This is a genomic window from Actinoplanes sp. NPDC048988 (assembly GCF_043197815.1).
Lineage (GTDB): Bacteria > Actinomycetota > Actinomycetes > Mycobacteriales > Micromonosporaceae > Actinoplanes.
Map to the genome: position 1 here is coordinate 1 of NZ_JBICTW010000004.1, position 25,070 is coordinate 25,070.

Sequence of the window (25,070 nt, forward strand, 5' to 3'; positions counted from 1 at the left end):
ACAAAATCTTTGGAAAAGCGTCCCGGCAACAAAAAGTGTTGCCAAAGGAATCTCCCACCGACTCTCCGCAAAGAGAAGCCGGCCGGGGTATTACTAATTGGCACTGGCTTATCAAGCACCCTGTTGAGTTCTCAAAGAACAACCGCTACCCGGTTAACCACCCCGGGGCACTCGCTCAACTTTACTCTCGCTTTTCCGCTTCGTCAACTCCCGGAAATTTCCCGGTAATCGACCAAACAAATCGCTCGAGCCCCAAGAAATTAGCACGGCTATTCGCCGAGCGAATTTCAGGGGTTCCGTCAGGACGGCCGCTCCGGGCCCCGTGTGGGTCCCGCTCGCTCGCCCGTCTCCCTGGCGGCTTGGAAAACATTACAGGCGTCTGAACCCGGATGCCAAATCGGCCCCCTGCGAGCCCGATCACAGGAGGCCGATCATGGAGAAGCTAAAGGTCAGAGCCGGTTTGCCGAGGGGGTCATCCCTCGTACGAGACCCCCGCGAACGACCTCTTCCCCCGGCGAAGCACGAGGAACCGCCCGTGCAACAGCGAGGAAACGGCCGGCACGGCCTCGCCATCGGTGATCCGCTCGTTGTTCACGTACGCACCACCCTCGTTGATCGTCCGCCGCGCCTCGTTGGCCGAGGCCACCAGACCCGACTCCTTCAGCAACGTGGTGAAGGACGGCAGCTCACCCCGGAACGTCTGCAACCCCGCCTCGGAGAGCGCCGCCTCCAACGTCGACGGCGCCAGCTCCTCCAGCGACCCCCGCCCGAACAGCGCCTGACTGGCCGCCACCGCCTGCCGCGCCTCCTCCTCGCCGTGCACGAGGGAGGTGATCTCCAGAGCGAGCGCTCGCTGGGCCAGGCGCGCCTGCGGTTTCTCGGCCGTCGCCTTTTCCAGTTCCTCGAGCTCTTCACGGCTCTTGAAGCTGAAGTAGCGCAGGTAGTTGTTGACGTCGCGGTCGTCCGAGTTGATCCAGAACTGGTAGAACGCGTACGGCGTGGTCATCTCGGGGTCGAGCCAGACCGCCCCGCCCTCGGTCTTGCCGAATTTGGTGCCGTCGGCCTTCAGAACCAGGGGCGTCACGAACGCGTGCACCGGGCCGGCGCCGCGCCGGCGTACGAAATCGACTCCGGCCGTGATGTTTCCCCACTGATCGGAGCCGCCGAATTGCAGTGCGCAATCGTGGCGGACGTGCAGTTGGTAGAAGTCGTTGGACTGGAGCAGCTGGTACGCGAACTCGGTGAAGCTGATGCCGCTCTCGAGCCTGTTCTTCACGACGTCGCGGGCGAGCATCTTGTTGATGGGGAAATGCTTGCCGACGTCGCGCAGGAATTCGATGACCGAGGTCGGCCCGGTCCAGTCGAGGTTGTTGACCAGGGTTGCCGCGTTGTCACCCTCGTACGTCACGAAGGGCGAGAGCTGCGCGCGGATGCGCTCCACCCAGCCCTGCACGACCTCGGGCGGGTTGAGGGTGCGCTCGCTGGACTCGCGCGGGTCGCCGATCTGGCCGGTGGCCCCGCCGACCAGCAGCAGCGGCCGGTGGCCGGCCTGCTGGAGCCGGCGCGCGGTCATGACCTGCATGAGGTGACCGACGTGCAGGGACGCGGCGGTGGGGTCGAAGCCCACATAGAACGTGATGGACCCGCCGGTCAGTGCTGCGGCCAGGGCGGCCGGGTCGGTCGAGTCCTGTATCAGTCCACGCCACGTCAGGTCGTCTACGAGAGTCACCTCGGCATTGTCCCTCACTCGGCGGGCGCGATCACACTGGGTTTCCTCGGCGGAGCGGCACGGGTAGAACACAAGGAATGAGTCGCCTGGGTAGCGGTGCGCCGCCGATCGAGATCTCCAAGAAGAAGGCTGTGGCCCGGCTGGAGGAGGCGCAGCAGCGCCTGTTGCGGCTGCGCCTGATCCTGGGCGGCCAGATCGGCGAGAAGCGGATCGGGCCGCCGCTGACCTGTGTCTTCGAGGGGTGGGACGCGTCCGGTAAGGGCGGCGCCATCAAGCGGCTCGTCGCTCCGCTCGACCCCCGGTTCGTGCGGGTCTCGCAGTTCGCCGCGCCGACGTACGACGAGAAGCGCCACCATTTCCTCTGGCGTTTCTGGCCGAAGCTGCCGGGCTGGGGCGGCATGGCGGTCTTCGACCGGTCCTGGTACGGCCGGGTGCTGGTCGAGCGGGTCGAGGGTTTCGCCACCAAGGAGCAGTGGAAACGGGCGTACAACGAAATCGTGGAATTCGAACGGACCCTGACCGCCGAGGGCATGATCATGGTCAAGTTCTGGATGCACGTGTCGGCCGACGAGCAGGCGCGCCGGTTCGAGGACCGGGCGAACGATCCGTTGCGGCAGTGGAAGCTGACCGATGAGGACTGGCGCAACCGCGAGAAGCGTCCCGCCTACGAGGCCGCGATCGGCGAAATGCTCGAGCGCTGCGATCCGACGTGGGCCCCCTGGCACGTCATTCAGGGCGACGACAAGCATTACGCCCGGTTCGCCGTGGTCGAGACGGTGTGTGAGGCCATCGAGGCCGAGCTCACCAAGCGTGGTCACAAGTTCTGATCAAAGGTTTCCCGTACGCGGTCACGCAGCCACCCATGTGCCCCGTCCGCGTCGTAGCGCTGGTGCCAGGACATGCTGATCTCGATCGACGGCAGTTCCATCGGCGGATCGAGTGCGACCAGTCCCAGCGCCGCGACGGTGGGCCCGCCGAGCCGCCACGGCATGAGGCCCACCAGGTCGGTGCCGGCGACCACGAACATGGCGGCGGAGAACGTGGGCACGGCCATGGCCACCGTGCGGCGCAGCCCGTGCGCGGCCAGGTCGTCGTCGATCGGCCCGGTGAGGTGGCCCCGGCGTGACGCGCTGACGTGCTGGGCCGCCGCGAACCGCTCCCGGGTCAGCGGGCCCGCGGCGAGCGGGTGCCCGGGCCGGACGACGGCCACCACGTGGTCGGTGAGCAGCGGTTCGACCCGGATCTCGGGGAGCGTACGGTCGGCCACCCCGATGTCCAGGTCGGCGACGCCGTCCCGCAGCTCGAACCCCTCGGTTCCGGATCCCTCGGCCAGGAACCGCAGCGCCACCTTCGGCGCCTCCGCCCGCACGCGGGCCAGCAGCGCGGGGCCGACCGAGATCGCCACGTCCGAGGCGAGCAGCGTGAACGTGCGCTCCAGCGACGACGGGTCGGGCGCTCCGGGCGGGGTGAAGACGGCCTGGGCCCGTTCGACGAGCGCGTGCACCTCCGTACGGATGGCCTGGGCTCTCGGGGTGGGAACCATCGACCGGCCGGAGCGCACCAGGATCGGGTCGCCGGTGGCGGCCCGGATCCGCCCGAGCGCTCGGCTGGTCGCCGGCTCGCTGAGATGAAGCCGACGGGCGGCCCCGCCGACGCTGCCCTCCTCGAGCAGCGCGTCCAGCGCGACCAGCAGGTTCAGATCGAACTGCATCAGACGCAACTCTCTCTTGTGAAGCTTGCATTTGACGTTAGATTAGGCGCTTCCTAGCGTCGAATCCATGGTCAAGAACAAGACGCTGCTGCTCATGTGCGCGGCCGCGGTGACGTTGCAGGCGCTGGTCGCCGGGATCAACCTGGCGCTGCCACAGCTCGCCGCGAGCGATCTGCACCCCTCCGGCGGTCAGCTGGTGTGGATCGTCGACACGTACGTCATCGTCTTCGCCGCGCTGCTGATCCCGGCCGGCGCGCTCGGCGACCGTTTCGGGCGCAAGGGGGTGCTGATCGCCGGCCTGGTGCTGTTCGCCGTGGCGAACATGGTCAGCGCGCTCGCCCCGAACGTGGCCGTGCTCGAGACCGGCCGCGCCCTGGCCGGCGTCGCGGCCGCGCTCGCGCAACCGGCCACCCTCGCCCTGCTCGTCAACGCGACCGAGCCGCGGCGCCGCCCGCAGGCGATCGCCGTCTGGACGGCGGCCATGGGGATGGGCGGCATGGCCGGCAACCTGGTCGCCGGGGTGGTGCTGCGGTGGGCCGGCTGGAGCTGGCTCTTCGCGCTCTTCGTGCCGGTGGCGCTGCTGCTGGCGGCCGGGGTCGCCGCCTTCGTGCCCAGGGCGCCGCGACACCACGCGAGCCTCGACCCGGCCGGTACCGCGCTGCTCACCGGCGGGGTGTTCGCACTGCTCTTCGGCATCATCGAGGGGCCCGGGCGCGGGTGGGGCGACGTGGCCGTGCTGGGCGGGTTCGGCCTCGGGCTGCTTCTGATCACGGTCTTCATCGCGTACGCCGCAAGGGCCTCCGACCCTCTGCTCGACCCGCGGGTGTTCCGGATTCCGACGGTTCGGGCGGGCGCCCTCGGGGTGGGGTTCGGGTTCCTGGTGCTTTTCGGGCTGTTCTACGTCAACGCGCAGTTCCTGCAGGACGTGAAGGGCTACTCGGTGCTGGTGACCGGGTTGGCGATCGCGCCGCTGGCGGTCGGCATGGGCCTGGTGACGCGGCGGGCGGTGCCGCTGGCCGAGAGGTTCGGCGCGCGGTGGATCGTCGGGGCCGGGCTCGGGATGATCGCGCTCGGGCTCGGGGCGCTGTCAACGGCGACGGCTTCGACGCCGTACGGGATCTACGCGCTGTACCTGCTGGTGACGGCGGCCGGCATGGGTCTGTGCACGCCGGCGCTCACCCACGGCATCATGACCGGGCTCCCGCACGCCCGGGCCGGCCTCGGCGCGGGCGTCAACTCGTCGGCCCGGGAGATCGGCGCCGCGCTCGGGGTGGCGATCATCGGCACGGTGCTCAACTCGCACCACGCGCTGCGGTCCACGGCCGACTTCACGGCCGGCATGCACTTCGGGTATCGCCTGCTGGCGGGCGGTCTGGTGATCGCCGCGGCGGCCGTCGTGGCCATGTGGCGCCCGGCGCCTCAGCTCGCCGCCTTGTAGTCGGGCAGCCCCAGCGCATCGCGGATCCGCTGCTGCACCTCGTCGGCCGACGGGCTCGCGTCGATGTCGTGGACGAACTCCTTGCGCCGGAACAGCTCGAGGACCGGCCGGGTCTTCTCGTTGTAGTCGCGCAGGCGGGCGTCGAGGGCCTCGGGCGTGTCGTCGGCGCGGGTGATCAGCTCGTGGCCGCAGATGTCGCACCGGCCCTCGACCTGGGGCCGGTCGGCGATCAGGTTGTAGTCCATGCCGCAGTTCGGGCACAGCCGGCGGCTGAGCACCCGGCGGCGGACCTCGTCCTCGGCCAGCTCGAGATGGATCACCCCGTCGATGTCGAAGCTCTCCATGAAGAACTCGGCCTGCCGGCCGTTGCGCGGGAAGCCGTCGATGACGAAGCCGTAGTTCCAGTCGTGCCCGTCCAGGCGCTCGCGCACGATCTTCTCGACCAGGTCGTCGCCGACCAGGTCGCCCGCGTTCATCGTGCGCCGCACCTGGGCGCCGATCTTGGTGTGGTTCTTGACGTGCCAGCGGAAGATGTCACCGACCGCGATGTGCACGAGGTCGAGGTCGTCGCAGAGCAGCTGCGACTGGGTGCCCTTGCCGCTGCCCTGCACTCCCATGATCACGTACTTGCGCATGTCAGCCCTCTCCGTCGGCGGCGCCGATTCGCAGCGGTCCCGGCGCGGGCCGCCCGGTCAGCGTGGTGGGGTCGATGCTCCAGGCACGGGCGACCGAAAGCACGTCCTTCTCCCCCACCAGGACGGTCGTGTCCTCGGTCAGCTCGCCGGGCAGGCCGGCCTCGCGCTCGGCCGGGTCGGGATCGCCGTGCCAGGAGGTGACCTCGCCGGTCTGCCCCACATACCCGAAAGCGCGGATCAGCTCACCCTCGGCGGCGCGCTGCCACCGGTGCAGCTCGGTGACCCGGTGGGTGGCGAAGAACTGCACCTCGGTACCGAGCTCGGCCGAGAGGGCGATGACGTCGACCGGAGTGCCGGGGCGGATCAGCCAACGGCCGGCCACCAGCACCCACGCGGTGTCGCGGGCGCCCGGCAGCGGCGGCGTCACGGCGACCCGGTCGTCGGTCAGGTGGGCCAGGTCGATGCCGTCGCGCCACGGCACCGAGCCGAGGTCGCGCAGGCCGAGCGCGTCGATGACCCGGCCCGGGTCACGGTCGGCGCCCGGCTCGCTGCGGACGGCCAGCCATGCCTGCTTGCCACCGAAACCGACCATTACGTCCTTCTGCATGGCGTCAACGCTATCCGGCTCGCCTCAGCGCCACCCGTAGTCCTGGCGCAGCTTCGCCGCGACCCGGTCGAAACGGGTGCGGTCGAGCACGGCGCCCTCGCGGCGGATGCCGTCGTGGTCGACCTCGATCACCCGATCGAGGCGGATCCAGCTCGGCCGGTTCTCCTTGTCCCACGAGCCGGCGCCCAGGCCCATCCAGTTGCGCTGACCGTCACGGTCGCTCTGGGAGGAGAGCATCAGTCCGAGGACGGTACGGCCGGAGCGCCCGACCACGAGCACGGGGCGGTCCTTGCCCTGGGCGGGGTCGTCCTCGTACGGCACCCAGGTCCACACGACCTCACCGGGGTCGGCGTCGCCGTCGAGGTTCGGCGAGTACTCGACGTGCCGGCCGCGCTCGTGGGTGGGAACGTGCCGCACCGGTTTCGGCTGCGGCTGCGGGGCGCGCGGCGCCGGCGCCGGGGTCGCCTTGCCGGTGATCCGGCGGAGAAGGGTCTTGAGAATCTTGGCCACGGCTGCACTTTAGGCTGCCGCTATGACACCGGACATCGAAGCCTGGCAGTCGTGGCACCCGTCGCTGGTCGCCGAGCGGCTGGCCGGCGTCGAAACCCCCTGGTACGTGGCCGGCGGCTGGGCGATCGACCTGCACCTGGGCGGGCAGCTCCGCGAGCACGAGGACACCGAGATCGCCGTGCCGGAGAGCCGGTTCGCCGAGATCGCCGGGCGCTTCCCCGAGCTGGCTTTCTACGCCCCGGCCGGGGCGGGCGTGCTCGTGCCGGCCACGCCGCGGGCGCTGGCCGAGCACCACCAGACCTGGGCACTCGACCCGAGCGAGGACGTGTGGCGGCTGGACGTGTTCCGGGAGCCGCACGACGGCGACATCTGGATCTCCCGTCGCCACGAGAGCCTGCGCCGCCCGTACGGCGAAATCATCCGCCGGACCCCGGATGGCATCCCCTACCTGAGCCCCGACGTGACCCTGCTCTTCAAGGCCAAGCACGCGCGCGAGAAGGACCAGCAGGACTATCTCGCCGCCGCCCCGCATCTGACCGCCGCGGAGCGGGACTGGCTCGACCGGGCGCTCGACCTCGTGCACCCCGGCCACGCCTGGCGGTCCTAACCCACGAAGTCCTGGGTCATCCAGGTGATGCCCTTGCTGTCACGGACGATGCTCAGGCCGATGCGCTTGAAACCGGTGCTGAGCAGGTTCTTGCGGTGGCCGTCGTTCGGCGGGGTCTCGGCCAGCATGCTGTCGGTGAGGCCGTTGGCCGCGTTCACCTTCGCCGAGTCGCTGGAGCCGCTCGAGCCGAAGCCGATGTTCTCGCCGGCCGAGGACCACTTGACGCCCTGCGCGCTGAACCGGGTGCCGATGCCGCCCTCGCCCGAGCACTGGTGGGAGAGGCCGCAGCCGTCGATCATCAGCTGGTTGTGGAGGGCGGCGGCCTTGGACAGGTCCTCGTCGAGGGTGAGGGCGGACAGGCCCTCGTCCTCGCGGGCGGCGTTGATGTGCGCCAGCACCTGCTCGACGACCGACCCGCTGGTCTGGGGCGCCGTCGTCGCCGGGGCCGCCTGCGCCGTCTTCTTCACCCTGGTCCGGCTCGGGGTGGGCTTCGGCGTCGCCTTCGGCTTCGGCTTCGCGCTCGGTGACTTCGAGGGGGACGGCTTCGGGGCCGGCGCGGTGGTCGCCGGCGTGGTGGCGGGCGGGGGCGTGGTCGTCTCGGCCGTGGCCGGCGGCGGCGCCAGGGGCTGTTCGGCGGCGCTGGGCGCTGTCGTCTCGGCTTCGGCGCCCCGGGACAGGCCCACGAACGTAAAGCCCGAGCCGATCACGACAGAGGTGACTCCGGCCACCAGCGTGTAGCGGACGCGGGCAGCAGCATTCATCGAGATCACCTTCGGGACGGGGGACGGCCAACCCCACTATGGGGTCGTCCACCCACGGCGTCCCGTCGGCTAACGAACGCTTAAGGATCGGCACACGCAGATCTAAAGGTCGAACTCCCCGTCGCGGACGCCGCCGAGGAAAGCGACCCACTCGGCGTGCGTGAAGATCAGAGCCGCGCCCTCGCGGTCCTTGGTGTCGCGGACCGCGACGATCCCCGGCAGGTTGACCGCGACCTCGACGCAGTCGCCACCGTTGCCGCCGCTGCGTGTGCTCTTGTGCCAGACGGCACCGGTCAGGTCAGTCATCGCTCTCCTTGATGATCGTCGCGATGAGATCGTCGGACTCGGCCTGCCCCAGAGCAACCGACTCCAGTTCCCCCCAGATCGATTCATATGTCTGTACTTCCGCGAGCTTATCCAGATAGAGAGCGCCGGTGAGGTTCTCGCAATAGATCGTTGTCGGCTCCGGCGAGGCGGTGCCGACAGCCGGGAACTCCAGGATCGTGAACTGCCCGGAGCTGGCCGCCTTGTGCGGGCCGGCGGCGAACGGGATGACCCGCACGCTGACGTTGGGCCGGGTCGAGACGTTCACCAGATGGGCGAGTTGCCGCTGCATACCGAGGGTGTCGGGGACCGATCGGCGCAGCACGCCCTCGTCGATCAGCACCTCCAGATCGGGGGCGCCGGGCCGGGTGCGGGTCAGCAGCGACTGGCGTTCCAGGCGCATGCCGACCGCGTTCCGCACGGCCGGCTCGTCGTCGCCGATCCACTTCCGGAAGATCCAGTCGGCGTACTCGGCGGTCTGCAGGAGGCCCGGAATCACGCTGGGCGCGAAGGAACGCAGACGGCTCGCGGCCTGCTCCATGCCGACATAGAGCTCGAACCACGCCGGCACGACGTCGCCGTACGCGTGCCACCAGCCCTTGGCCTTGGACTCGTGGGCGAGGCCGATGAGCACCTCGGTAATCCGGGGCGTGGCCCGGTAGACGCCGCACATCGCGATGACGTCGTGCTTGCGGACGGCCACCTCGCCCTTCTCGATGCGATACATCCGGGCCCGGGAGAACTCCAGCTCCTCGGCGGCGCCCATCAGGGACACACCGGCCTGCTCGCGGAGCTGTTTCAGCAGGCGGCCGACCTGGCGCCGCGGAACCGTCGAACCCGTCTCGGTCATCGATCACTCTCTTTCGGTGTTCCGTTCGAGACAGTTCGACCGCCTCGAGCGAGACAGCGAGAATCCATTCGCGGGAATCTCGCCGGGAACCGTTGAGCAATCAGCGTAAGCCATCGAGACTGCTCTCTGTAAGAGATCGAACGCGGGGAGTAGCGTGACGGAACACCTCGGCTCGCGGCCGGCCTGGGAATGCGTGGCCTGCGGGCAGCACTGGCCGTGCGCCTCGGCCAAAGTGGAGCTCGCCGAGGAGTACCGAGGTCAGCAGCCGGCACTGGTGTTCTTCCTCGGCTCGTGCATGCTGTCGGCCATCGACGACTGCGCGGCCGGAGGCTCGCCGGCGCCCGCCGACCTGTACGAGAGGTTCCTCGGATGGGCGTCCACATGATCCAATGAGGACCGTGACCGACAAGTTCGACACCGGAGTCCCCCACCCGGCGCGGCGCTACAACTACTGGCTGGGCGGCAAGGACAACTTCGCCGCCGACCGTGAGTCCGGCGACCTGCTCGCGAAGTCCTACCCGGCCGCGCGGATCGCGGCCCGGGCCAACCGGGCGTTTCTGGGCCGGGCCGTACGCTACGTCGCCGCCGACGCCGGCGTGCGGCAGTTCCTCGACATCGGCACCGGCCTGCCCACGGCCGGCAACACGCACGAGGTCGCGCAGCGCGTCGCGCCGGACTCCAAGATCGTGTACGTCGACCACGACCCGATGGTGATGGCCCACGCGAGGGCGCTGCTGGCCAGCACCCCGGACGGGGAGACCCGCTACCTCGAGGAGGACCTGCGCCACCCGGCGACGATCCTCGAGCAGGCGGCCCAGGTGCTCGACCTCAGCCGGCCGGTGGGGCTCATCCTGGTCGCGGTGGTGCACTTCCTGCCCTCGCAGGAGGAGTCGCCGGCGATCGTGCGGACGCTGCTGGACTCGCTCGCGCCGGGCAGCCACCTGATCGCCACGATGGCGACGACCGACCTGCTCACCCCCGCCCTCAAAGAGGCGTGGGACGAGTCGCTGCGGACGGGACGCTCGGACGTTCATCCCCGTACGAGGGACGAGTTCGCGGCCCATTTCGCCGGCCTGTCGCTCGTCGCGCCCGGCATCGCGCCGGTGGCGGACTGGCGGCCCGACCCCTCGGCCGACGAACACCCGAGCCCGGTCGAGGCCTCTATCTTCGGAGCAGTAGGCCGGAAGAACTGACCAGGCGCTGCGCGACCCCCGGGCGTGGGCACGCCCTCGAGCGCGACCTGCCGTTGCAGCAGGCCGGGATCGGGGCGCATAGCCACATGATCCCGTGTGATTGGCTGGACCGGTGACTGTTTCGTGGCTGGACCTGCCGGCGAACGAGGTGGACGAGGCGGCTCGGCTGCTGCTGGGATGGCGGCTGACCGCCAACGGGGTGACCGTGCGGCTCACCGAGGTGGAGGCGTACAGCGGGCTGGGCGAGGACCCGGCCAGCCACGCCCACCGGGGGATGACGGCCCGCAACGAGGTGATGTTCGGCCCGGCCGGCCACCTGTACGTCTATCAGATCTACGGCATGCACTTCTGCGCCAACATCGTCTGCGGCGAGGAAGGCCGGCCGGCGGCGGTCCTGCTCCGGGCCGGATCGGTCGTCTCGGGCCTCCCGGTCGCCCGTTCCCGCCGGCCGGCGACCCGGCGCGACAGCGATCTGGCGGCCGGCCCGGCCAAACTGATGCAGGTACTGGCCCTGAACCGCTCCGCCAACGGCACGTCGGTGATCGACGGAACCGGGCCGTTGACCGTCTCTCCCCCCGACTCGACGGACTTCGCGGTCGCGGCGGGTCCCCGCGTGGGCGTCACCTCGGCCCATGACGTTCCCTGGCGCTTCTGGATCGAGGACGACCCCTCGGTCAGCGCCTACCGCCGCCACACGCCCCGCCGGGGAAGGACCTCCGCATGACCGCGCCCCGCCCCCGTGTCGTGGTCTCGGCGCAGATGTCGCTCGACGGGCGGATCACGCTGCGCCGTGACCATCTGCTGATGACCTCGCCGCGGATCTGGGCGTCGTTGCGCCCGCCCGGCGCCGACGCGGTGGAGGCCGCGCGTACGGCTCAGCTGGCGCTTCAGCAACCCACGGCCGTGCTCGAGGGAAGCGGGTCGCTGGTGCCCTCCACGGCCGGGCCGCTGTTCGGCGCGTCGCCGGCCTCGCCCGCGTTGTACGAGGATTTCGTCATTCCGGCCGCCAAATGGTTCACCGTGGTGGACAGGCGGGGACGGGTCCGCTGGACGATGACGGAGAACGACGGCTACCACCTGCTCGTTCTCGTCTCCCCCACCACACCGGCGGGCTACCTGTCCTATCTGCGCGAGGAGAAGATCTCGTATCTCGTCGGCGAGGACCTTCGCGAAGCTCTGGAGAAGATGCGGTCGCGTCTCGGCGTCTCGTGCGTCGTGTCGAACGCCGGCGGCGGGGTGAACGGGGCGCTGCTGCGGGCCGGGCTGGTCGACGAGGTCCAGGTGGTCATCTATCCGGCGCTGATCGGGGGCGCGGGCACGCCGACCCTGTTCGACGGGGATCCGCTGGCCCCGGGCGAGATGCCGGCGTCGCTGCGGTTGCTGGCCACGCACGCCACCGCGGACGGCACGGTCTGGCTGCGCTACGAGGTCCTACAGGTGGATGAGGATCTGCCGTACGGGGTGGCCGAGGAGGATGGCTAGCTCGGCCAGCTCGTCGTCGGCGAACCGGGCGTCGTCGCGGGCCGGGTTGAGGACGGCGATCTCGAAGCGGGCGAAGCCGCACGGCCAGTCGAAGATCAGGGTGTCGAGCTGGAGCTCCGCGGTGCAGCAGGGCACGACGACGGCGAGATCGTCGAACTCGTGCTCGGACTCCTCGGAGAGCTCGGCCCACCACTCCAGCGGGATGTCGGCGCCGCAGCGCGGGCAGGTGATCCGCGAAAGGTTCTCGCCGGCGTCGACGGCGGTGATCCGGTCGTAGAACTCGGTGGTGATCTCCTGACCGGAGCCGTCCGGGTCGAGGAAGACGCTGCGTACGTAATCCTCGGCGCGCTCGGCCGCCTCGCCCTCCGGCTGCCAGGTGGGGTCGGTGGGGATCACGCACGCATACGAATCGCTCATCTCGCGCCAGATCATACGACCGTTCCGGTCGCGGCGGACGGTCCGGCGGAAACCACCGCGCGTGAGGTCCGGGGCGGCTAGCGTCCGGACTGATGGTTCCCCAGCGGTGGTTGATCGTGTGCGGCGCGATGTGCTCCGCCGGCCTGCTCTGGTCGGCCGTGCTCATCGCAGGCCTGCTGGCCGGCGTACGCCTTCTCCCGACACCGGCCGCGGTGGGCGTGGCGGCGGCCATGGCGGTGCCCGGGGTGATCGCGGGAGTGATCGGCAACCGCTGGTATTACCGGACCACCCGACCGCGCCGTGCCTGGAGCCTGACCGCGTGGGTGCCGCCGCACGTGCCGCACTGGGCGAGCATGCTGGCCGGGGTGATGTTCTTCGCCTTCTGGCTGGCGGTGGTGCTGGCTTTCGCCGGCCTGAACGGCGACACCGAGATTCGCGACGGCCAGTACGTCCTGAACGACAACGGCCGCCTGACGGTCGTGAACGAGTCGGACTACGAGCGCCAGCGGGACCTGGAACAGCAGATCTCGCTGGGCATCCTGGGCGCCCTGGCCGTGGGCGGCACCTTCATGACGGGCGCGGTGCTGACGCATCACGCCGCCCCCGTGCCGACGGAGACCCAGTCCGCCGGTCAGCCCCTCGCCTGACCCTTTCTCCTCTATACACAGCAAGACTGTACAGTTGCGCTGTACCTGAGGAGGCACCGAATGAAGCTCACGAAGTACGACCACGCCTGCGTCACCCTCACCGAGGACGGCCGCACGGTCCTTCTCGACCCGGGAACCTTCACCCCCGACGCACCCCGCCTGATCACCGAGGCCGACGCGGTGCTGATCACCCACGAGCACTTCGACCACTTCGACGACGGCATCGTGCTGGCCGCCATGCGGAACCGTCCCGGCCTGCACGTCTACGGCCCGGCGGCGGTCACCGCCAAACTGGCCGAGCAGACCCCGCCCGAGGCCGCCGGCGACCTGAGCGAGCGCCTGATCACCGTCCGCCCGGGCGACAGCTTCGAGGCGGCCGGCTTCGCGGTCACCGCCCACGGCGGCGAACACGCCCTGATCCACCGCGACATCCCGCAGGTCGGCAACGTCGGCTACCTCATCGACGGCTCGGTCTACCACCCCGGCGACGCCTACTTCGCCCCCGGCGTCCCCGTGCCCACCCTGCTCCTGCCGACCAGCGGCCCCTGGACCAAGTTCGGCGAGGCGGCCGATTTCGTACGGTCGGTACGCCCCGACCGCGTCATCCAGATCCATGAGCTCATGCTCAGCGAACTAGGGCAGAACTCCGCCGCCATGCTCCTGGGCGAGAACGGCCTGACCGGCCTCCCCCTGCACCGCCTCACACCCGGCGACAGTCTCGACGCCTGAGCTCACCGCGGGAGCGCGTCTCCCAACTGTCCTCGGCCGCTGACGCCGAGCTTGGGATAGACGCTGCGCAGGTGGGCGGCCACTGTGCGAACCGAGATGAACAGCCGTTCGGCGATCTCCTTGTTCCGCAGACCGCGAGCCGCCAGCTCGGCCACCTGCCGTTCCTGCGCGGTGAGCGGGCCCTCGCCCCCGCTTCTCTGCCCGCCCGCACGCAGCTCACGGCCGGCCAGTTCGGCGGCGTGGACCGCACCGAGCCGATGGAAGGCGTCCTCGGCCCGGGACAACACGGTCCTGGCGTCGCGCGGGCGACGGGCCCGGCGGAGCCATTCCCCATAGTGCAGCCAGGCGACGGCCCGCTCGTACGGCCATTCGCCGGCGGCCGGATCGCCGGTCGCCCGCCGGAAATGCTCCTCGGCCCGTTCGCCGTAGCCCAGCAGGGCCTCGGCAAGGTCCAGCAACAGCGTCAGCCGGACACTCGGCCGATCTCCGGCGCCCAGCCGGACCCGGTCGACGATGACGCGGGCATCGGCCGCCCGGCCACTCCGGACCGCCGCGGCCGCCAGATCGGCGACGTGCCGCGGCGCCAGGAAGGAATGCAGGGGGCGGCCCTTGCCGTCGAACATCGACCGCAGGTGGCGGTAGGCGTTCTCGTAGTCGCCGTCGATCGTGGACGCGAGGCTTTCCGCGCGCAGCAGGCGGACGTGAATGGCCCGGTGCTGCCGGATGTCGATCCGGGTCACCGTCTGCCGGGCCAGGCGACGGGCCCGCGCGGCGTCGCCCCGCAGCGCGTGCACCTGGGCTCGCAGAGCAGCCATGCCGGCGGCCAGCACGGGCAGCCCGGCCCCGTCGACCGCTTGCGCCTGCCGCTCGGCCTCCGCCCAGTCCCCGACGTCGATCAGCGCACCGACGAGGGTCGGCATCATCTCGATGCCGGTCAGGGACGAGCGCGGGTCGGGCTCACCGCCCATCGACGACCGCAGCAGGCCGACCGCGAGCCGGGAGCGATTCTCGTACGCGGCGATCGTGCCGACGATGTTGAGGCGGTACCGGTCGGCCGGGGTGAGCACGGCATCACCGGCCGGGACGGGGGTGGCGTCGCAGACCGCGCGGCCGGCGTGCGACGCCGGCTCCAGGACCAGCCGGACGAAGGCAACCACCAGCGGGTCGGCGTCCGGGGCGGTCTCGGCCAGCATCGGCGCGAGACCGAGCCGGTGCTCCTCGTCGCCGGACGTGGCGGCGACGACAGCGGCCAGCCCGGCCAGCGCCGACGCGGTCCGCGGATCGGCCGGCGAACCGGCCCGGCGGGCGGCGGCCACCATCCCGTACGCCTCGTGCTGACGTCCGGCCCGGGACAGCGCGGTGGCCGCCGCGTGCGCCGCCAGGTTGACCGTGTCCGGGTCGCTGGTGAGGCGCCGCACCTGGGCGTACAGCTCGCCGGTCCATTCGGGCTCCCCCAGGTTCCGGGCGTCCATGGCCGCCTGCGCATAGCGCCGGGCGGCGGCGGGGAAAGCGGGCGACCGCTCGGCCGCCTGTTCCATGGCCGTCGCGGCCTCGAACAGCGCGCCGCGGGCCCGGAAGACGGCGGCGGCCGACTCCAGCGCCGACGCGATCGGCTCGTCGGGGCCGGAGGTCACGGCGGCGAGGTGAAGTGCGTACTCCGCGGAGGCGGGCGGCAGCTTCGCGGCCAGATTGTGATGCGCCTGGTGGCGCTGGTGGACGGAGCCGCTGCGATACGCCGCCTCGGCCGCGAGCGGATGAGCGAAGCGGGCGACCGCGCCGGTCCGGGACACCAGGCCCGCCCGCTCGGCGGGCGGCCAGGTCTCATCTCCGGCGGCCGCGGCGACTCTTTCCGGATCGGCCGGCGGGACGGCGACGGCAAGATGCAGCAGCAGCCGGCGGGTGGGTTCAGGCAGCGCCGCCAGCTTCGAGCCGAACTCGGTCTGCAGGATGCGGGCCGCGGGCAGACCGGCGCAGAGCTCGACCAGGGCGGCCGGGTTGCCGGCGGCCCGGTGCAGGATCTCGGCCCGGCGCCGCCCGAGGGGCGGGTCGGCCTGAGCCTCGACCAGGCGTACGGCGCTCTCGCGGTCGAGCGGCCCCAGCTCGACGACGGGAAGTCCGGCCAGCGCGGCCGGGATCCGTCCTCCGCACCCGGCGGCGACCAGTGCGCGGGCCGCCCCGCCGAGCTCGGCCAGCAGGGCCGCCTCGTCCGGGGCGAGACGGTCCACGTCGTCCGCGATGATCAGCACCGGCCGGCGCCGGTCGATCGCGGCCACCACCGCGCACAGCGCGGAACGCATCGAGATGTCCCCGCCCGTCGGCGGCGCGGCGGCCGGGGCCTGATCCGTGTGCAGACCGAGGGCGGCTCGGGCGGCTCGCGCGGCCGGGCCGGGAAGGCCCGGCAAATCGTGGCGCAGGGCCAGGAGCAGCCGCCGGATCAGGGCCGGCGCGCCGACCAGCGGACCGGCCTGCGGATCGGGCGGCGGACCGGCCTGCGGATCGGGCGGGACGTGCACTTGGACGATGCGGTGGCCGTCCCTTCGGGCCTGTCCGGCCGCCGCGTCGAGGAGCCGGGACTTGCCGATCCCCCGCTCGCCGGTGAAAAGCACGGCGCCGCCGCCGCTCAGGCACTCCGCGAGCCGGTCCTGTTCGCGTTCGCGGCCGATCAGACCCGGGCCGGGGACGCCGAGGATGTCAGGCATCGCGCCGGCCGCCGAGCAGGACGCGCAGCTGGTTGCGGTTGCTCACGCGCAGCTGCGGATAGATGCCGTACAGGTGGGAGCCGACCGTGCGCGGGGACAGGGCGAGACGCCGGCCGATCTCCCGGTTGGTCATTCCGCCGGCGGCCAGCCGGGCGATCGCCTGCTTCTGCGCGGTCAGCGCGGCGAACGCGCGCGCCGGGTCGGAGCGCTCGTCGTCCTGGGGCAGATATTTGAGCGCCTGCTCGGCGTGCGGGTTCGCCCCCAGCCGCCGGAACGTCTCGAGCGCGGGCGGCAGATGCCGGCGGGCCTCGACCGGCCGCCGTCGCCGTCGTAGCCACACCGCGAAGTTGAGTTGTGCCTCGGCATACTCCAACGGCCATTGCGCCGCCAGGTCCGGATCGCTCAGCGCGTCGCGGAAGTGCCCGGCGGCTGCTTCGGTGTCGTCGAGCACAGCCTCGGAGTGGGCCAACAGCATCGCCAGACGCGCGGTGACGTTCTCGCCGGCCCGTTGGCGGCAGGCTCGCAGGATCCGCCGCGCCTGCGCGCGCCGCACCCCGCCGGTGGCGGACAGCGCCAACTGGGGAAGCGAGCGCGGGCCGAGGAAATAGTGGATCGGCCCGCCGTCCGAACCGAACATCGCACGGAAGTGCCCGTACGCCGTCTCGTAGTCGCCCGCCGTCAGAGCGATCGTCCCGAACGCCCGCCGCCGGAGGCTCTCGGTGAAGGCGTCGCCGGTCGGCCACGGCCGGACCCGCACCGGGGCGGCACCGCCGTGCCGTAGCGCGTCCAACGTGGAACGCAGGGCCGGCAGCGCGTTCAGCAGCAGGGTCATGTCGCCCACGGCGGCCACGCCGTCGGCTTGTTCGAGCGCCTCGTCGGCCTCGGCCCACCGGCCGCTGTCGATCATCGCGAGGATCATCACGGGGACCCGGGCGGCCAGCGCACCCGGCGCCCCGTAGGCGCGGAAGCCCTGCCAGAGCGCGGACAGCTCGGCGGCGGCACGCGCTGAGTCGTCCCGCAGCCAGGCGACCGTGCTGGTGCCCATCAGCCGCGCGTGTTCGGCGATCGCGGAGAGCGGAGCGGGGTCGTCGTCGTGTCCTGGGCCGCCGAGGCCGGCGACGGCGAGCACGGAGGCCCGGGTGGCGGGGTTCGCCGATCCGGGAATCATGGCCTCGCCGAGCTCGCCGCCGGTGCCGTCGACGACCAGATCGAGCAGGGCGGGCAGCTGCTCGCGGTGCGCGGCCACGCCGGAGAGCATCGCCGCGTTGGCCGCCGCGGCCACCGCGACCATGGCCACCTGCCCGTCGCCGGGCCGGCCGAGCACCGCCGCCCGGAGCAGCTCGAACGCCTCGGTCAGCCGGCCCAGGTGAATCATCGCGATCCCGGCACCGACACTGGCGGCACCGAGGACGTCCGGGTCGCTGGTCAGCGCGGCCACCGCCCGATAGAGCTCGATCGCCCAGGCCGGCTCGCCCGAGCGGTAAGCGGCGACGACGGCTTTGGCGTAGCGCCGCGCCGCGTCGGCGGGAGCGGGGCTGCGCTCCGCCGCTGTCCGCATCGCCTGCGCCTCGGCCACGAAGTCGGCCCGCCGGCCGAGGTGGTCGGCGTTCTCCTCGATCGCCGCGGCCGCCGGTTCGTCCGGCCGGTCGGCGGCCAGGGCGCGATGCAGCGCCCGATGGTACGGATCGTCGGTGCGGGCGGCGAGGTCGTGGTGGGCCCGCCGTACCTCCGCCTCGCCCGCCGCCTCGGTGCAGGCCTCCCGGATCAGCGGATGCCGGAAGCTGACCCGCCCGTCGACCACGCTGATCAGGCCGATGTCCTCGGCCGGTTGCCAGTCACGCAGGTCAGCGGCGCCCGCGCCGGCCCGGTTGAGCACGGCGAGAGGCTCGGTGTCCGCGGCGACCGCCGCACACAGCAGCAGCCGGCGGGTGGCGTGCGGAAGGCCGTCGAGCCGCTGCCGGAACTCCACCGGCGCCCGGGTGGAGAGCAGAGCCAGCGGGTTGCCGGCCGCTCGGCGCAGGGCCACGCTGCGGGGTGCGCCCGCCTCGAGGCCGGCCCGGCTGGTGAGCAACCGGGCCGCGGCCCGGCTCTCCAGGGGCCCCACCGGATATCGATTGATCTCGGCGCCGAGCCCCGGTGGCCCCTCATCGCCGCGGGCGGCCAGCAGCACGCCGACGGGGCTGGTTCCGGCGTGCCGCAGTACCTCGGTCAACAGGCGCATCGTCGCGGGGTCGCACCGGCCGGCGCGGTCGATCAGCAGGAGCGCCGGCCGCCGTGCGGTGAGCCGGTCGAGGCCGAGCAGCAGCGCCGTGAGCAGCGCCGGATCGAGCCTTTGGCCGGTGGCGAGCCAGGCCCGCGCCGCCGGGTCGAGGCGCGGGGTGCACAGCGCGCGGAGCAACGCCCACGGCAGCGGGCGGCCCGGATGGAGGGCGAAAACCCGGAAGCCACGCGCCCGGGCCAGCGACGCGGCCGCGCCGAGCAGCGCGGACTTGCCGATGCCGGCTTCGCCGAGCAGCACGAGCGATCGCGGCCCGGTCGTCGACGATTCGACGAAGGCGCCGAGGTGGGCGAGCTCGCGCTCACGTCCGGCCAACGTTGGTGACCCCATGCGATCCCCTCCGGCACGACGCTGTGGTACGGGCACGTCATTCGATCAACCGGGCCGATCTCCCCGCCACGAAGAAAGGATGAAGAAACGAACCGTGAGAGGGTGGACCCTTCGCGTGAGCTGGGGAGATGGCATATGGCAGACGATGGTGCCTCGTTCGGGACGCTGCTGCGCCGGCTGCGCGTCACCGCCGGGCTCACCCTGGACCAACTGGCCGAGGCGTCAGGGGTCACCGGCCGGGCGATCAGCGACATGGAACGCGGCGTCAGCCGCCGCCCTCGGGTCAGCACGGTGCAGTTGATCGCGGACGGGCTTCGGCTCGATCCCGATCAGCGGGCCGCTCTGGCCGCGGCGGCCCGGGCTCCGCGGTCCCCGGCGGTCGTGGGAGGGCTTCCGCTGCCTCGGGCGGCGCTCGACTTCACCGGTCGAGACGACGACCTCGCCCGCATCGCGGGCTGGGCCGAGCTGACGCCGGCGCTGGTGGTGATCTCCGGCGCCCCGGGTATCGGCAAGACCTCTCTCGCGGTACAGGCCGCTCAGGCGTGGACGGCCGAGGAGCGGCTCTTCGTCGACCTGCGTGGCCTGGACACCCGGCCTCTCACACCGGACGCGGTGCTCGGCCGGCTGATCCGCGCGGTCAGCCCGGCGCAGCGGGCGGTTCCGCGCAAGACCGAGGAGGCGGCGGCGCTGTGGCACTCCCTGGTCCGCGAACGGCGGCTCGTCGTCGTGCTGGACAACGCCGTGGACGAGGACCAGGTGCGCCCGGTGATTCCGCCGAACGGCCCGGTCGTCGTGCTGGTGACCAGCCGGCGGCGGTTGAGCGGCCTCGAGGGCGTCCACCGGGTGCGCTTGGGCGCGCTGCCCGATCCGGACGCGCTGACGTTGCTCACGCGCATCCTCGATGAGGACAGCCCGCCGGAGGGCCTGCGCCGCATCGCCGAGCTGTGTGTCAACGTCCCCCTCGCGCTGCGGATCGCCGGCAACAGGCTGGCCAGCCGGCCCGGGTGGACGCCGGAGGACCTCATCGTCCGGCTGGCCGCGCAAGAACGGCGACTCGACGCGCTGACCGCCGGCGATCTGCGGATCGAGGCCGCCTTCACGCTGTCGTACGAGCAGCTGTCCGGGATCGCGCGCCGGCTGTTCCGGCGGCTGGCCCTGGTGGCCGGCCCGTCGACCGGTACGGAACTGGCCGGCGTACTGGTGGGCGAGCCGGCGCCGGTGACCGAGACGGCGCTCGACGAGTTGGTGGAGCTCAGTCTGCTCCAGCTGCGGCCGGACGGGCGCTTCGAGTTCCACGACCTGCTGCGGTTGTACGCCGGCGTCCAGTTGGGCCGGGAGGAGAGCGCCGCCGAGCGGGAGCGCCTGACGCGCCGCCGGGACGTCTGGCTGCTGGACACCGCCATGATGGCCGGCCGGTTCTTCGAACCCGAATTCCACGCCACCCGGCCGGATGCCGCCGTGGCGGCCGGGCTGACCACCGAGGCGCGGGCCGGTGACTGGCTGCGCGCCGAGGCCGAGAACTGGTTGCCCGCGCTCCGGCAGGCCGCGGAGGACGGCGATGACCGGCGGGTGGTCGACGTCGCCGAGTCACTGCACTGGTTCTCCGACGGCTGGGCGTCGTGGCCGCAATGGGAGGACGTCTTCACGCTCTCCAGCCGGGCCGCGGAGCGACTGGATGACGACGCTCTGCGCGCCGTTCACCTCGGATATCTGGCCTGGGTCCACATCGTCTGCCTGAGACAGCCGGAGCAGGCGATCGAGCCGGCCCGGCGGGCGCTGGAGTGCGCCGTGCGGTCCGGCGACCGGAGACAGATCGCGTGGGCCGAGTACTACGCCGCATGGGCGTCGCACGAGGCGCGGCAGTGGTCCGCATCGCTGGAGCACGCCCGGGCCGCGGTCGCCGGTTTCCGCGCCACCGGCGACCGGGAGGGCTTGCCCAACGGGTTGACCCTGTGCGCGATGGCGGTCCGCGGCATGGGCTCGGCCGACGACGCCGTTCCGCTCTTCGAGGACGTCATCGAGGCGGTGACAGACCCGGCCACCGCCCCGTCCCCGCGCATCGCGCTGTACATCGTCGCAGGCGTCCGGGGCTTCCTGACGGAGATCGAGGTGGAGGCCGAGCGCTGGCCGGCGGCGCTGCGGCGGGCCGGCGACTCGATCGCGGCCGCCGAGCGACTGGAGCAGCCGCACGATGTTCTGCTGACGGCACGGGTGGACCGGGCGCTCGTGTACGCGCGGCTCGGCGAGACGGCGTCCGGACGGGCCGACCTCGAGGCGGCGCGAGAGCTGCTGGCCGAGTTGGGCGCCGAGGCCCCGCGGCTCGGCCCGGTGCGGGCCCGGATGGCCGAGTTGGAACGGCAGCTGGGCCCGGGCTAGACCCGGAGTTTGCCCAGGATCTCGGGGATCCGGCGCACCACCTCGCGCTCCTGTTCGTTGAGGTCGTCACGGAGGGCCCGGGTGATGCCGTCGGCCCGGTGGCGGCGCTCGTCCGCCAGGGCCGCGCGGCCGGCTGCGGAGATCTCCACGGCGAGCTGGCGCTTGTCGGCCTCGTGCGGGCTCAGCGTGACGTGGCCCCGGTCGTGCAGCAGGTGGACGGTGCGGGTCATGGACTGGTGCCGGACCTGGTCACGACGGGCGAGATCGGCGATGGAGAGCGGCCCCTCCCGGTCGAGGTGCCCGAGAACGGCGGCCTGGCCCGGCGGCATGCGATCGCCGGCGCGGGCCCGTCGCACGAAGTCGCCGATCGCGGCCCGGAGCGCTTCCGCGAGCTCGCTGTCCTCCATGAGCCGAGTCTACAGCGAGCCTGTAGAAGTGATGTCGGGTGCGGCCGGCGCCGGCGCCGGGGCCGGCTGGCGCTGGCCGCGTCCAACCTGGGCGACTCGGCGGCGTGAACCCGGCTCATCCGCCGGCGTGCTGTGGGGTGCCCTTGCTGTCGTACGCGGTCAGATCGGTCAGGGTGGCCGGAGGCCGCCCTTCGGCGAAGTCGAACCAGAAGATCTGTGCCTCGTCCGTGGCGGCGAAGCCGCTCCAGGGCGCCCGTTTCGCTTCGACGGTCCGGCCGGTGGCGGTGTCGCGGGCGGTGATCCGGGCGGCGTCGCCGACGTAGTAGCCGAAAGTCGGAGTGGTATGGCCGTCGAGCAGCCGGCCGGCGGTGATCGCGTGGAAGCCGGGTGCCATCCGATCGGTTTGCGCGTCACTGCTGACGATCTCGCGGCGGAAGTCGTCGATCGTGCCGGTCCGGGTACGCCCCAGCACCAGGGTGAGCGTCTCGTCGAGCCGGTCCGGGTCGGCCGTCTCGACGTAGAGGATCCATCGCCGGCCCTCGCTCTGGCGGCCGGTCTCGACGATCGGGCCGAGCACGCCGGCGGCCGGGGAACCACCGGAGGGACCGTCGGCTGACGGCGCCGATCGGCCGGCCGCCGGCAGGGAGCCGGCCGGACCGCCGAGGCCGGCCAGCTGGCTGCCGCCGATCAGCAGAGCCGCCACCGTCAGCGCGGACGCGCCACCGACGGCGAACCGGCGCCGGCGCCGCATCCGCCCACCGGCGGCCATCACCCGCTCCAGGTCCACAGGGGCGGGCCGGAAATCCGGTGGCGAGTGCATCGCGTCCTTCAGGTCCTGCAGCGTCACAGCCCTACCCCTGCTTCCGTCTCGGTGCGCAGCGGCGGGACGAGGCCGGCCGTGATGCGCAGTTTCGCCAGGGCGCGCGAGTTGAGGCTTTTCACGGTGCCCGCCGGCAGGCCGAGTTCGCGGGCCACCTCCGCCTCGCTGGCGTCGAAGAAGTGCCGGAGCACGATCACCGCCCGTTCCCGCGGTGACAACGCCCGCAGAGCGCCGATCAGCCAGCGCCGTTTCGACACCACGTCGGCCACGTCCTCGGACGCCGGCGGTTCCGGCATGGTCTCGGTCGCGTACTCCCGCATCGGCCGGCGCCACTGGTCGGTGACCAGGTTGGTGAGCACCACACGGGCGTACGCGTAAGGGTCCTTGCGGCGGACCCGCCCCCAGGCCGCGTACACCCGGACCAGGGTGGCCTGGGCCGCCTCCTCGGCCTGGTGCTGGTCGCCGGTGAGCAGGTACGCCGCACGTTGCAGCCGTGAGGAACTCGCCTGGGCGAACGCGATGAAGTCGTCGTCACCGCGGGCCATCTGACGCCTCTCGTCGTTTCATGAGCACCAAGACGAGCGAACCCTACGTTCGGTTGCGCCTTTTCAGTCGCGGTGCCGGGGCAGGCGGACCGTCACCTTCGTCCCGGCCGCCTCCTGGGAGGCCAGGGTGATCGAGCCGTGGTGGCGTTCGACCACCACGCGGCACAGGGCCAGGCCCAGGCCGGCGCCCGGGATGCCGGTGTGCCGGGCGTTGCCGCCGCGGTAGAGGCGGCGGAACAGGCGGGCCTGTTCGCTCGGGGCCACGCCGACGCCCTGGTCGGCCACGGTCATGACGGCCGCTTCGCCGTGTTCGTCGGTGAGGGTGATGGCCACCGTGGAGTCGGTGCCGCTGAATTTCACCGCGTTGCCGAGCAGGGCGTCGACCACCTGGCGCAGGCGGTCGCGGTCGCCGGGGACGGTCAGCTCGGCCGGCATCGTGGTCTCGATCGTGATCCGCCGTTCACCGGCGGCGGACGAGATGGCGACGATCGCGGCCGCCACCACCTCGACCAGGTCGACCGGGACGATGGTGAGCTGGGCGTGCCCGGACTCCAGGGCGGCCAGGTCGAGCAGCTTCTCGACCAGGTCGCGCAGGCGCACGTTGTTGCGCTGCACCACGTCGAGCATCTCGCGGACCTCGCCCATCGGCGTCTCGTCGGGCGATTCGGCGATCAGGTCGACGTAGGCGCCGATCGAGGTCAGCGGGGTGCGCAGCTCGTGGCCGACCAGCGCGATGTACTCGTCGGTGGCGGCGGCCAGGTGCAGGGCCAGCACCTCGGCCCGGCGCTGCTCCAGGAAGGCGCCGATCAGCCCGGCCACGCCGGTCAGCAGCACGGCCAGGGCCGGGTCGGGCTCCTGCCGGGTGTGCGTGAAGAAGCTCAGCACCCCGATCACCCGGTCGCCGCTGCGCACGGGCACCGCGCCGCCGGCCTGGAAGGCGCTTTCCGAGGCCACGTACGGAAGGACCGGTGAGTCGTGGGCGTGGATGTCCGGGATCCACAGCGGCTCCATCGTGGCCCAGCACGATCCGGCCAGGCCGGAGCCGCGGGACATGCTGGCCGGAGTGGGCAGCGAGCGCTCCCCCGGCGCGGTGTAGTTGCCGGCCGGGCGCAGCACGTCGGTGACCTCGTCGACCAGCCAGAGCCGGACGTACGGCCAGCCGAGCGTCGAACCGATGGCGTGCAGGATGCGGTCGGTGGCGTCGAGGGCGTGGGTGTGGTCGGCCAGCACGCGCAGGACCTCGGTCTCGCACTGCTGGTACTCGCGGGAGCGGTGCTCGTACGTGCGGTCGTGGAAGGTGGCCACGGCCCCGGTGATCGTGCCGTCCGCCGTGGTGACGGGGGTGGCGTTCACGGCGTACCACCGGTCCCGGCCGATCACCTCGACATCGCGGAGCTTCTCCCCGGCGAGAGCTCGGGACAGGATTTCGCCGTACGCCTCGGGGACGGCCAGGTTGGTCGCGGTGATCCGCCCGGTCGCGTCGCAGATGATCACTCCGGCGTCGAGCGTGTCGAGCAGCGCCTGGACGGTCACGTCGACCGCATTGTCCAACTTCTCGAGGACCAGACCCAGCCTCTGGGTCAATTCCGGCACGCTGAACGGCTTGCCGATCACGTCGAGCGCGCCGGTGCCGGCCAGGCGCTGATCGCCGGGCAGCAGATAGGCGGTGATCAGCACCACCGGTGTCGCGGCCAGCTCCGGATCCTCGCGCAGCGCGCGGCACAGCTCCAGCCCGTCCATCTCCGGCATGTCGACGTCGGCCACCAGCAGGACCGGCCGGTGCGCGGCGACCGCCTCCAGCCCGGCCCGGCCGTCCCCGGCCACCACCACCTCATGACCGAGACGGCGGATGACCTGCGCGATCACCCTCTGGTGATCAAGATTGTCCTCGGCCACGACAACAAGCGACACAAGTGACCACGCTAGGCACGCGGTGGTCAGGAAAGGGGTGATACTGCACTCTTCTCCCCCGCCC

The 25,070-nt window shown here is 71.9% G+C and carries 25 protein-coding genes; 10 read left to right on the plus strand and 15 right to left on the minus strand.

The features are described 5' to 3' along the window. Window positions 1-472: 472 nt before the first annotated feature. Window positions 473-1,729, minus strand: coding sequence for a tyrosine--tRNA ligase (tyrS, locus tag ACGFJ7_RS14305; protein ID WP_392642427.1), 1,257 nt, complete (start codon window positions 1,727-1,729; stop codon window positions 473-475). Window positions 1,730-1,806: 77 nt separating this feature from the next. On the opposite strand from tyrS, the gene ACGFJ7_RS14310 reads away from it, so the two are divergent. After that, complete coding sequence (locus tag ACGFJ7_RS14310) at window positions 1,807-2,556, plus strand: UDP-galactose-lipid carrier transferase (RefSeq protein ID WP_360238925.1); 750 nt, start codon at window positions 1,807-1,809, stop codon at window positions 2,554-2,556. Here ACGFJ7_RS14310 and ACGFJ7_RS14315 read toward each other — a convergent pair. Beyond that, the gene (locus ACGFJ7_RS14315) at window positions 2,544-3,440 is read right to left on the minus strand and encodes a LysR family transcriptional regulator (protein WP_392642428.1); all 897 of its coding nucleotides are present in this window, start codon (window positions 3,438-3,440) and stop codon (window positions 2,544-2,546) included. The two genes, ACGFJ7_RS14310 and ACGFJ7_RS14315, sit on opposite strands and share 13 nt — an antisense overlap. Window positions 3,441-3,507: 67 nt before the next feature. On the opposite strand from ACGFJ7_RS14315, the gene ACGFJ7_RS14320 reads away from it, so the two are divergent. After that, window positions 3,508-4,878, plus strand: coding sequence for an MFS transporter (locus ACGFJ7_RS14320; protein ID WP_392642429.1), 1,371 nt, complete (start codon window positions 3,508-3,510; stop codon window positions 4,876-4,878). On the opposite strand, the gene ACGFJ7_RS14325 is transcribed toward ACGFJ7_RS14320, so the two are convergent. From ACGFJ7_RS14325 to ACGFJ7_RS14335, 3 genes are read right to left on the minus strand one after another with little or no spacing between them, the layout of a single operon-like run. After that, window positions 4,860-5,513 (minus strand): nucleoside monophosphate kinase, encoded by a 654-nt coding sequence (locus ACGFJ7_RS14325; protein WP_360238934.1) that lies wholly within the window; start codon window positions 5,511-5,513, stop codon window positions 4,860-4,862. The genes ACGFJ7_RS14320 and ACGFJ7_RS14325 overlap by 19 nt on opposite strands. Before the next feature lies 1 nt (window position 5,514). Continuing rightward, the gene (locus ACGFJ7_RS14330; protein WP_360238937.1) at window positions 5,515-6,120 is read right to left on the minus strand and encodes a hypothetical protein; all 606 of its coding nucleotides are present in this window, start codon (window positions 6,118-6,120) and stop codon (window positions 5,515-5,517) included. Between the two features lie 24 nt (window positions 6,121-6,144). Then, on the minus strand, window positions 6,145-6,621 hold the full coding sequence (locus ACGFJ7_RS14335) for a type II toxin-antitoxin system PemK/MazF family toxin (RefSeq protein ID WP_392642730.1): 477 nt from the start codon (window positions 6,619-6,621) through the stop codon (window positions 6,145-6,147). 31 nt (window positions 6,622-6,652) lie between these two features. On the opposite strand from ACGFJ7_RS14335, the gene ACGFJ7_RS14340 reads away from it, so the two are divergent. Beyond that, window positions 6,653-7,237, plus strand: a complete 585-nt coding sequence (locus ACGFJ7_RS14340; protein WP_360238944.1) for a nucleotidyltransferase domain-containing protein — start codon at window positions 6,653-6,655, stop codon at window positions 7,235-7,237. Here the strand turns inward: ACGFJ7_RS14340 and ACGFJ7_RS14345 are convergent. From ACGFJ7_RS14345 to ACGFJ7_RS14355, 3 genes are all read right to left on the minus strand, one after another. After that, a complete protein-coding gene (locus ACGFJ7_RS14345; RefSeq protein ID WP_392642430.1) occupies window positions 7,234-7,998 on the minus strand; it encodes a CAP domain-containing protein in 765 nt (254 codons plus the stop codon). The two genes, ACGFJ7_RS14340 and ACGFJ7_RS14345, sit on opposite strands and share 4 nt — an antisense overlap. 102 nt (window positions 7,999-8,100) lie before the next feature. After that, a complete protein-coding gene (locus ACGFJ7_RS14350) occupies window positions 8,101-8,304 on the minus strand; it encodes a DUF397 domain-containing protein (RefSeq protein WP_360238950.1) in 204 nt (67 codons plus the stop codon). After that, window positions 8,297-9,172: a helix-turn-helix domain-containing protein gene (locus ACGFJ7_RS14355; protein WP_392642431.1), complete on the minus strand. Its 876-nt coding sequence runs from the start codon at window positions 9,170-9,172 to the stop codon at window positions 8,297-8,299. Before ACGFJ7_RS14355 ends, ACGFJ7_RS14350 begins: the two co-directional genes overlap by 8 nt. Before the next feature lie 154 nt (window positions 9,173-9,326). On the opposite strand from ACGFJ7_RS14355, the gene ACGFJ7_RS14360 reads away from it, so the two are divergent. The 4 genes from ACGFJ7_RS14360 (at window position 9,327) to ACGFJ7_RS14375 (ending at window position 11,847) form a co-directional block, all read left to right on the plus strand. Then, complete coding sequence (locus ACGFJ7_RS14360) at window positions 9,327-9,557, plus strand: hypothetical protein (RefSeq protein ID WP_392642432.1); 231 nt, start codon at window positions 9,327-9,329, stop codon at window positions 9,555-9,557. Between the two features lie 4 nt (window positions 9,558-9,561). After that, window positions 9,562-10,365: an SAM-dependent methyltransferase gene (locus tag ACGFJ7_RS14365; protein ID WP_392642433.1), complete on the plus strand. Its 804-nt coding sequence runs from the start codon at window positions 9,562-9,564 to the stop codon at window positions 10,363-10,365. A 112-nt stretch (window positions 10,366-10,477) separates the two neighbouring features. After that, window positions 10,478-11,089: a DNA-3-methyladenine glycosylase gene (locus ACGFJ7_RS14370; RefSeq protein ID WP_360238962.1), complete on the plus strand. Its 612-nt coding sequence runs from the start codon at window positions 10,478-10,480 to the stop codon at window positions 11,087-11,089. Then, complete coding sequence (locus tag ACGFJ7_RS14375) at window positions 11,086-11,847, plus strand: dihydrofolate reductase family protein (protein ID WP_360238965.1); 762 nt, start codon at window positions 11,086-11,088, stop codon at window positions 11,845-11,847. Before ACGFJ7_RS14370 ends, ACGFJ7_RS14375 begins: the two co-directional genes overlap by 4 nt. Here the strand turns inward: ACGFJ7_RS14375 and ACGFJ7_RS14380 are convergent. Further along, window positions 11,797-12,264, minus strand: coding sequence for a hypothetical protein (locus ACGFJ7_RS14380; RefSeq protein WP_360238968.1), 468 nt, complete (start codon window positions 12,262-12,264; stop codon window positions 11,797-11,799). The two genes, ACGFJ7_RS14375 and ACGFJ7_RS14380, sit on opposite strands and share 51 nt — an antisense overlap. Window positions 12,265-12,356: 92 nt before the next feature. Here ACGFJ7_RS14380 and ACGFJ7_RS14385 point away from each other — a divergent pair, with 92 nt between their 5' ends. Together ACGFJ7_RS14385 and ACGFJ7_RS14390 are read left to right on the plus strand one after the other, a co-directional pair. Continuing rightward, complete coding sequence (locus tag ACGFJ7_RS14385) at window positions 12,357-12,911, plus strand: hypothetical protein (RefSeq protein ID WP_360238971.1); 555 nt, start codon at window positions 12,357-12,359, stop codon at window positions 12,909-12,911. Window positions 12,912-12,971: 60 nt separating this feature from the next. Further along, a complete protein-coding gene (locus ACGFJ7_RS14390) occupies window positions 12,972-13,640 on the plus strand; it encodes an MBL fold metallo-hydrolase (protein ID WP_360238974.1) in 669 nt (222 codons plus the stop codon). A 2-nt stretch (window positions 13,641-13,642) separates the two neighbouring features. Here the strand turns inward: ACGFJ7_RS14390 and ACGFJ7_RS14395 are convergent, their stop codons facing one another. Together ACGFJ7_RS14395 and ACGFJ7_RS14400 are read right to left on the minus strand one after the other, a co-directional pair. Beyond that, a complete protein-coding gene (locus ACGFJ7_RS14395) occupies window positions 13,643-16,339 on the minus strand; it encodes a LuxR C-terminal-related transcriptional regulator (protein WP_392642434.1) in 2,697 nt (898 codons plus the stop codon). Next, window positions 16,332-18,932, minus strand: a complete 2,601-nt coding sequence (locus ACGFJ7_RS14400) for an AAA family ATPase (protein WP_392642435.1) — start codon at window positions 18,930-18,932, stop codon at window positions 16,332-16,334. The genes ACGFJ7_RS14395 and ACGFJ7_RS14400 overlap by 8 nt, the downstream gene beginning before the upstream one ends. Window positions 18,933-19,082: 150 nt before the next feature. Between ACGFJ7_RS14400 and ACGFJ7_RS14405 the strand changes: the two genes are divergently transcribed. Then, on the plus strand, window positions 19,083-21,323 hold the full coding sequence (locus ACGFJ7_RS14405; RefSeq protein ID WP_392642436.1) for an ATP-binding protein: 2,241 nt from the start codon (window positions 19,083-19,085) through the stop codon (window positions 21,321-21,323). On the opposite strand, the gene ACGFJ7_RS14410 is transcribed toward ACGFJ7_RS14405, so the two are convergent. The 4 genes from ACGFJ7_RS14410 to ACGFJ7_RS14425 all read right to left on the minus strand — a co-directional run bounded on the left by ACGFJ7_RS14410 (window position 21,320) and on the right by ACGFJ7_RS14425 (window position 25,006). Further along, window positions 21,320-21,730: a MarR family transcriptional regulator gene (locus tag ACGFJ7_RS14410; protein ID WP_360238984.1), complete on the minus strand. Its 411-nt coding sequence runs from the start codon at window positions 21,728-21,730 to the stop codon at window positions 21,320-21,322. The genes ACGFJ7_RS14405 and ACGFJ7_RS14410 overlap by 4 nt on opposite strands. 115 nt (window positions 21,731-21,845) lie before the next feature. After that, on the minus strand, window positions 21,846-22,577 hold the full coding sequence (locus ACGFJ7_RS14415) for a hypothetical protein (protein ID WP_392642437.1): 732 nt from the start codon (window positions 22,575-22,577) through the stop codon (window positions 21,846-21,848). Further along, window positions 22,574-23,095 (minus strand): SigE family RNA polymerase sigma factor, encoded by a 522-nt coding sequence (locus tag ACGFJ7_RS14420; RefSeq protein WP_360238990.1) that lies wholly within the window; start codon window positions 23,093-23,095, stop codon window positions 22,574-22,576. Before ACGFJ7_RS14420 ends, ACGFJ7_RS14415 begins: the two co-directional genes overlap by 4 nt. Window positions 23,096-23,158: 63 nt before the next feature. After that, entirely contained in the window at window positions 23,159-25,006 is a 1,848-nt protein-coding gene (locus ACGFJ7_RS14425) for an ATP-binding protein (RefSeq protein ID WP_360238993.1), read from the minus strand. Window positions 25,007-25,070: the final 64 nt, after the last annotated feature.

Bases quoted from the DNA above. Each gene is read 5' to 3' on its own strand.
- ACGFJ7_RS14310 (WP_360238925.1), top strand. From the start codon at position 1,807: ATGAGTCGCCTGGGTAGCGGTGCGCCGCCGATCGAGATCTCCAAGAAG.
- ACGFJ7_RS14315 (WP_392642428.1), bottom strand. From the start codon at position 3,440: ATGCAGTTCGATCTGAACCTGCTGGTCGCGCTGGACGCGCTGCTCGAG.
- ACGFJ7_RS14320 (WP_392642429.1), top strand. From the start codon at position 3,508: ATGGTCAAGAACAAGACGCTGCTGCTCATGTGCGCGGCCGCGGTGACG.
- ACGFJ7_RS14325 (WP_360238934.1), bottom strand. From the start codon at position 5,513: ATGCGCAAGTACGTGATCATGGGAGTGCAGGGCAGCGGCAAGGGCACC.
- ACGFJ7_RS14330 (WP_360238937.1), bottom strand. From the start codon at position 6,120: ATGCAGAAGGACGTAATGGTCGGTTTCGGTGGCAAGCAGGCATGGCTG.
- ACGFJ7_RS14340 (WP_360238944.1), top strand. From the start codon at position 6,653: ATGACACCGGACATCGAAGCCTGGCAGTCGTGGCACCCGTCGCTGGTC.
- ACGFJ7_RS14345 (WP_392642430.1), bottom strand. From the start codon at position 7,998: ATGAATGCTGCTGCCCGCGTCCGCTACACGCTGGTGGCCGGAGTCACC.
- ACGFJ7_RS14350 (WP_360238950.1), bottom strand. From the start codon at position 8,304: ATGACTGACCTGACCGGTGCCGTCTGGCACAAGAGCACACGCAGCGGC.
- ACGFJ7_RS14355 (WP_392642431.1), bottom strand. From the start codon at position 9,172: ATGACCGAGACGGGTTCGACGGTTCCGCGGCGCCAGGTCGGCCGCCTG.
- ACGFJ7_RS14365 (WP_392642433.1), top strand. From the start codon at position 9,562: ATGAGGACCGTGACCGACAAGTTCGACACCGGAGTCCCCCACCCGGCG.
- ACGFJ7_RS14375 (WP_360238965.1), top strand. From the start codon at position 11,086: ATGACCGCGCCCCGCCCCCGTGTCGTGGTCTCGGCGCAGATGTCGCTC.
- ACGFJ7_RS14380 (WP_360238968.1), bottom strand. From the start codon at position 12,264: ATGAGCGATTCGTATGCGTGCGTGATCCCCACCGACCCCACCTGGCAG.
- ACGFJ7_RS14385 (WP_360238971.1), top strand. From the start codon at position 12,357: ATGGTTCCCCAGCGGTGGTTGATCGTGTGCGGCGCGATGTGCTCCGCC.
- ACGFJ7_RS14390 (WP_360238974.1), top strand. From the start codon at position 12,972: ATGAAGCTCACGAAGTACGACCACGCCTGCGTCACCCTCACCGAGGAC.
- ACGFJ7_RS14395 (WP_392642434.1), bottom strand. From the start codon at position 16,339: ATGCCTGACATCCTCGGCGTCCCCGGCCCGGGTCTGATCGGCCGCGAA.
- ACGFJ7_RS14405 (WP_392642436.1), top strand. From the start codon at position 19,083: ATGGCAGACGATGGTGCCTCGTTCGGGACGCTGCTGCGCCGGCTGCGC.
- ACGFJ7_RS14410 (WP_360238984.1), bottom strand. From the start codon at position 21,730: ATGGAGGACAGCGAGCTCGCGGAAGCGCTCCGGGCCGCGATCGGCGAC.
- ACGFJ7_RS14420 (WP_360238990.1), bottom strand. From the start codon at position 23,095: ATGGCCCGCGGTGACGACGACTTCATCGCGTTCGCCCAGGCGAGTTCC.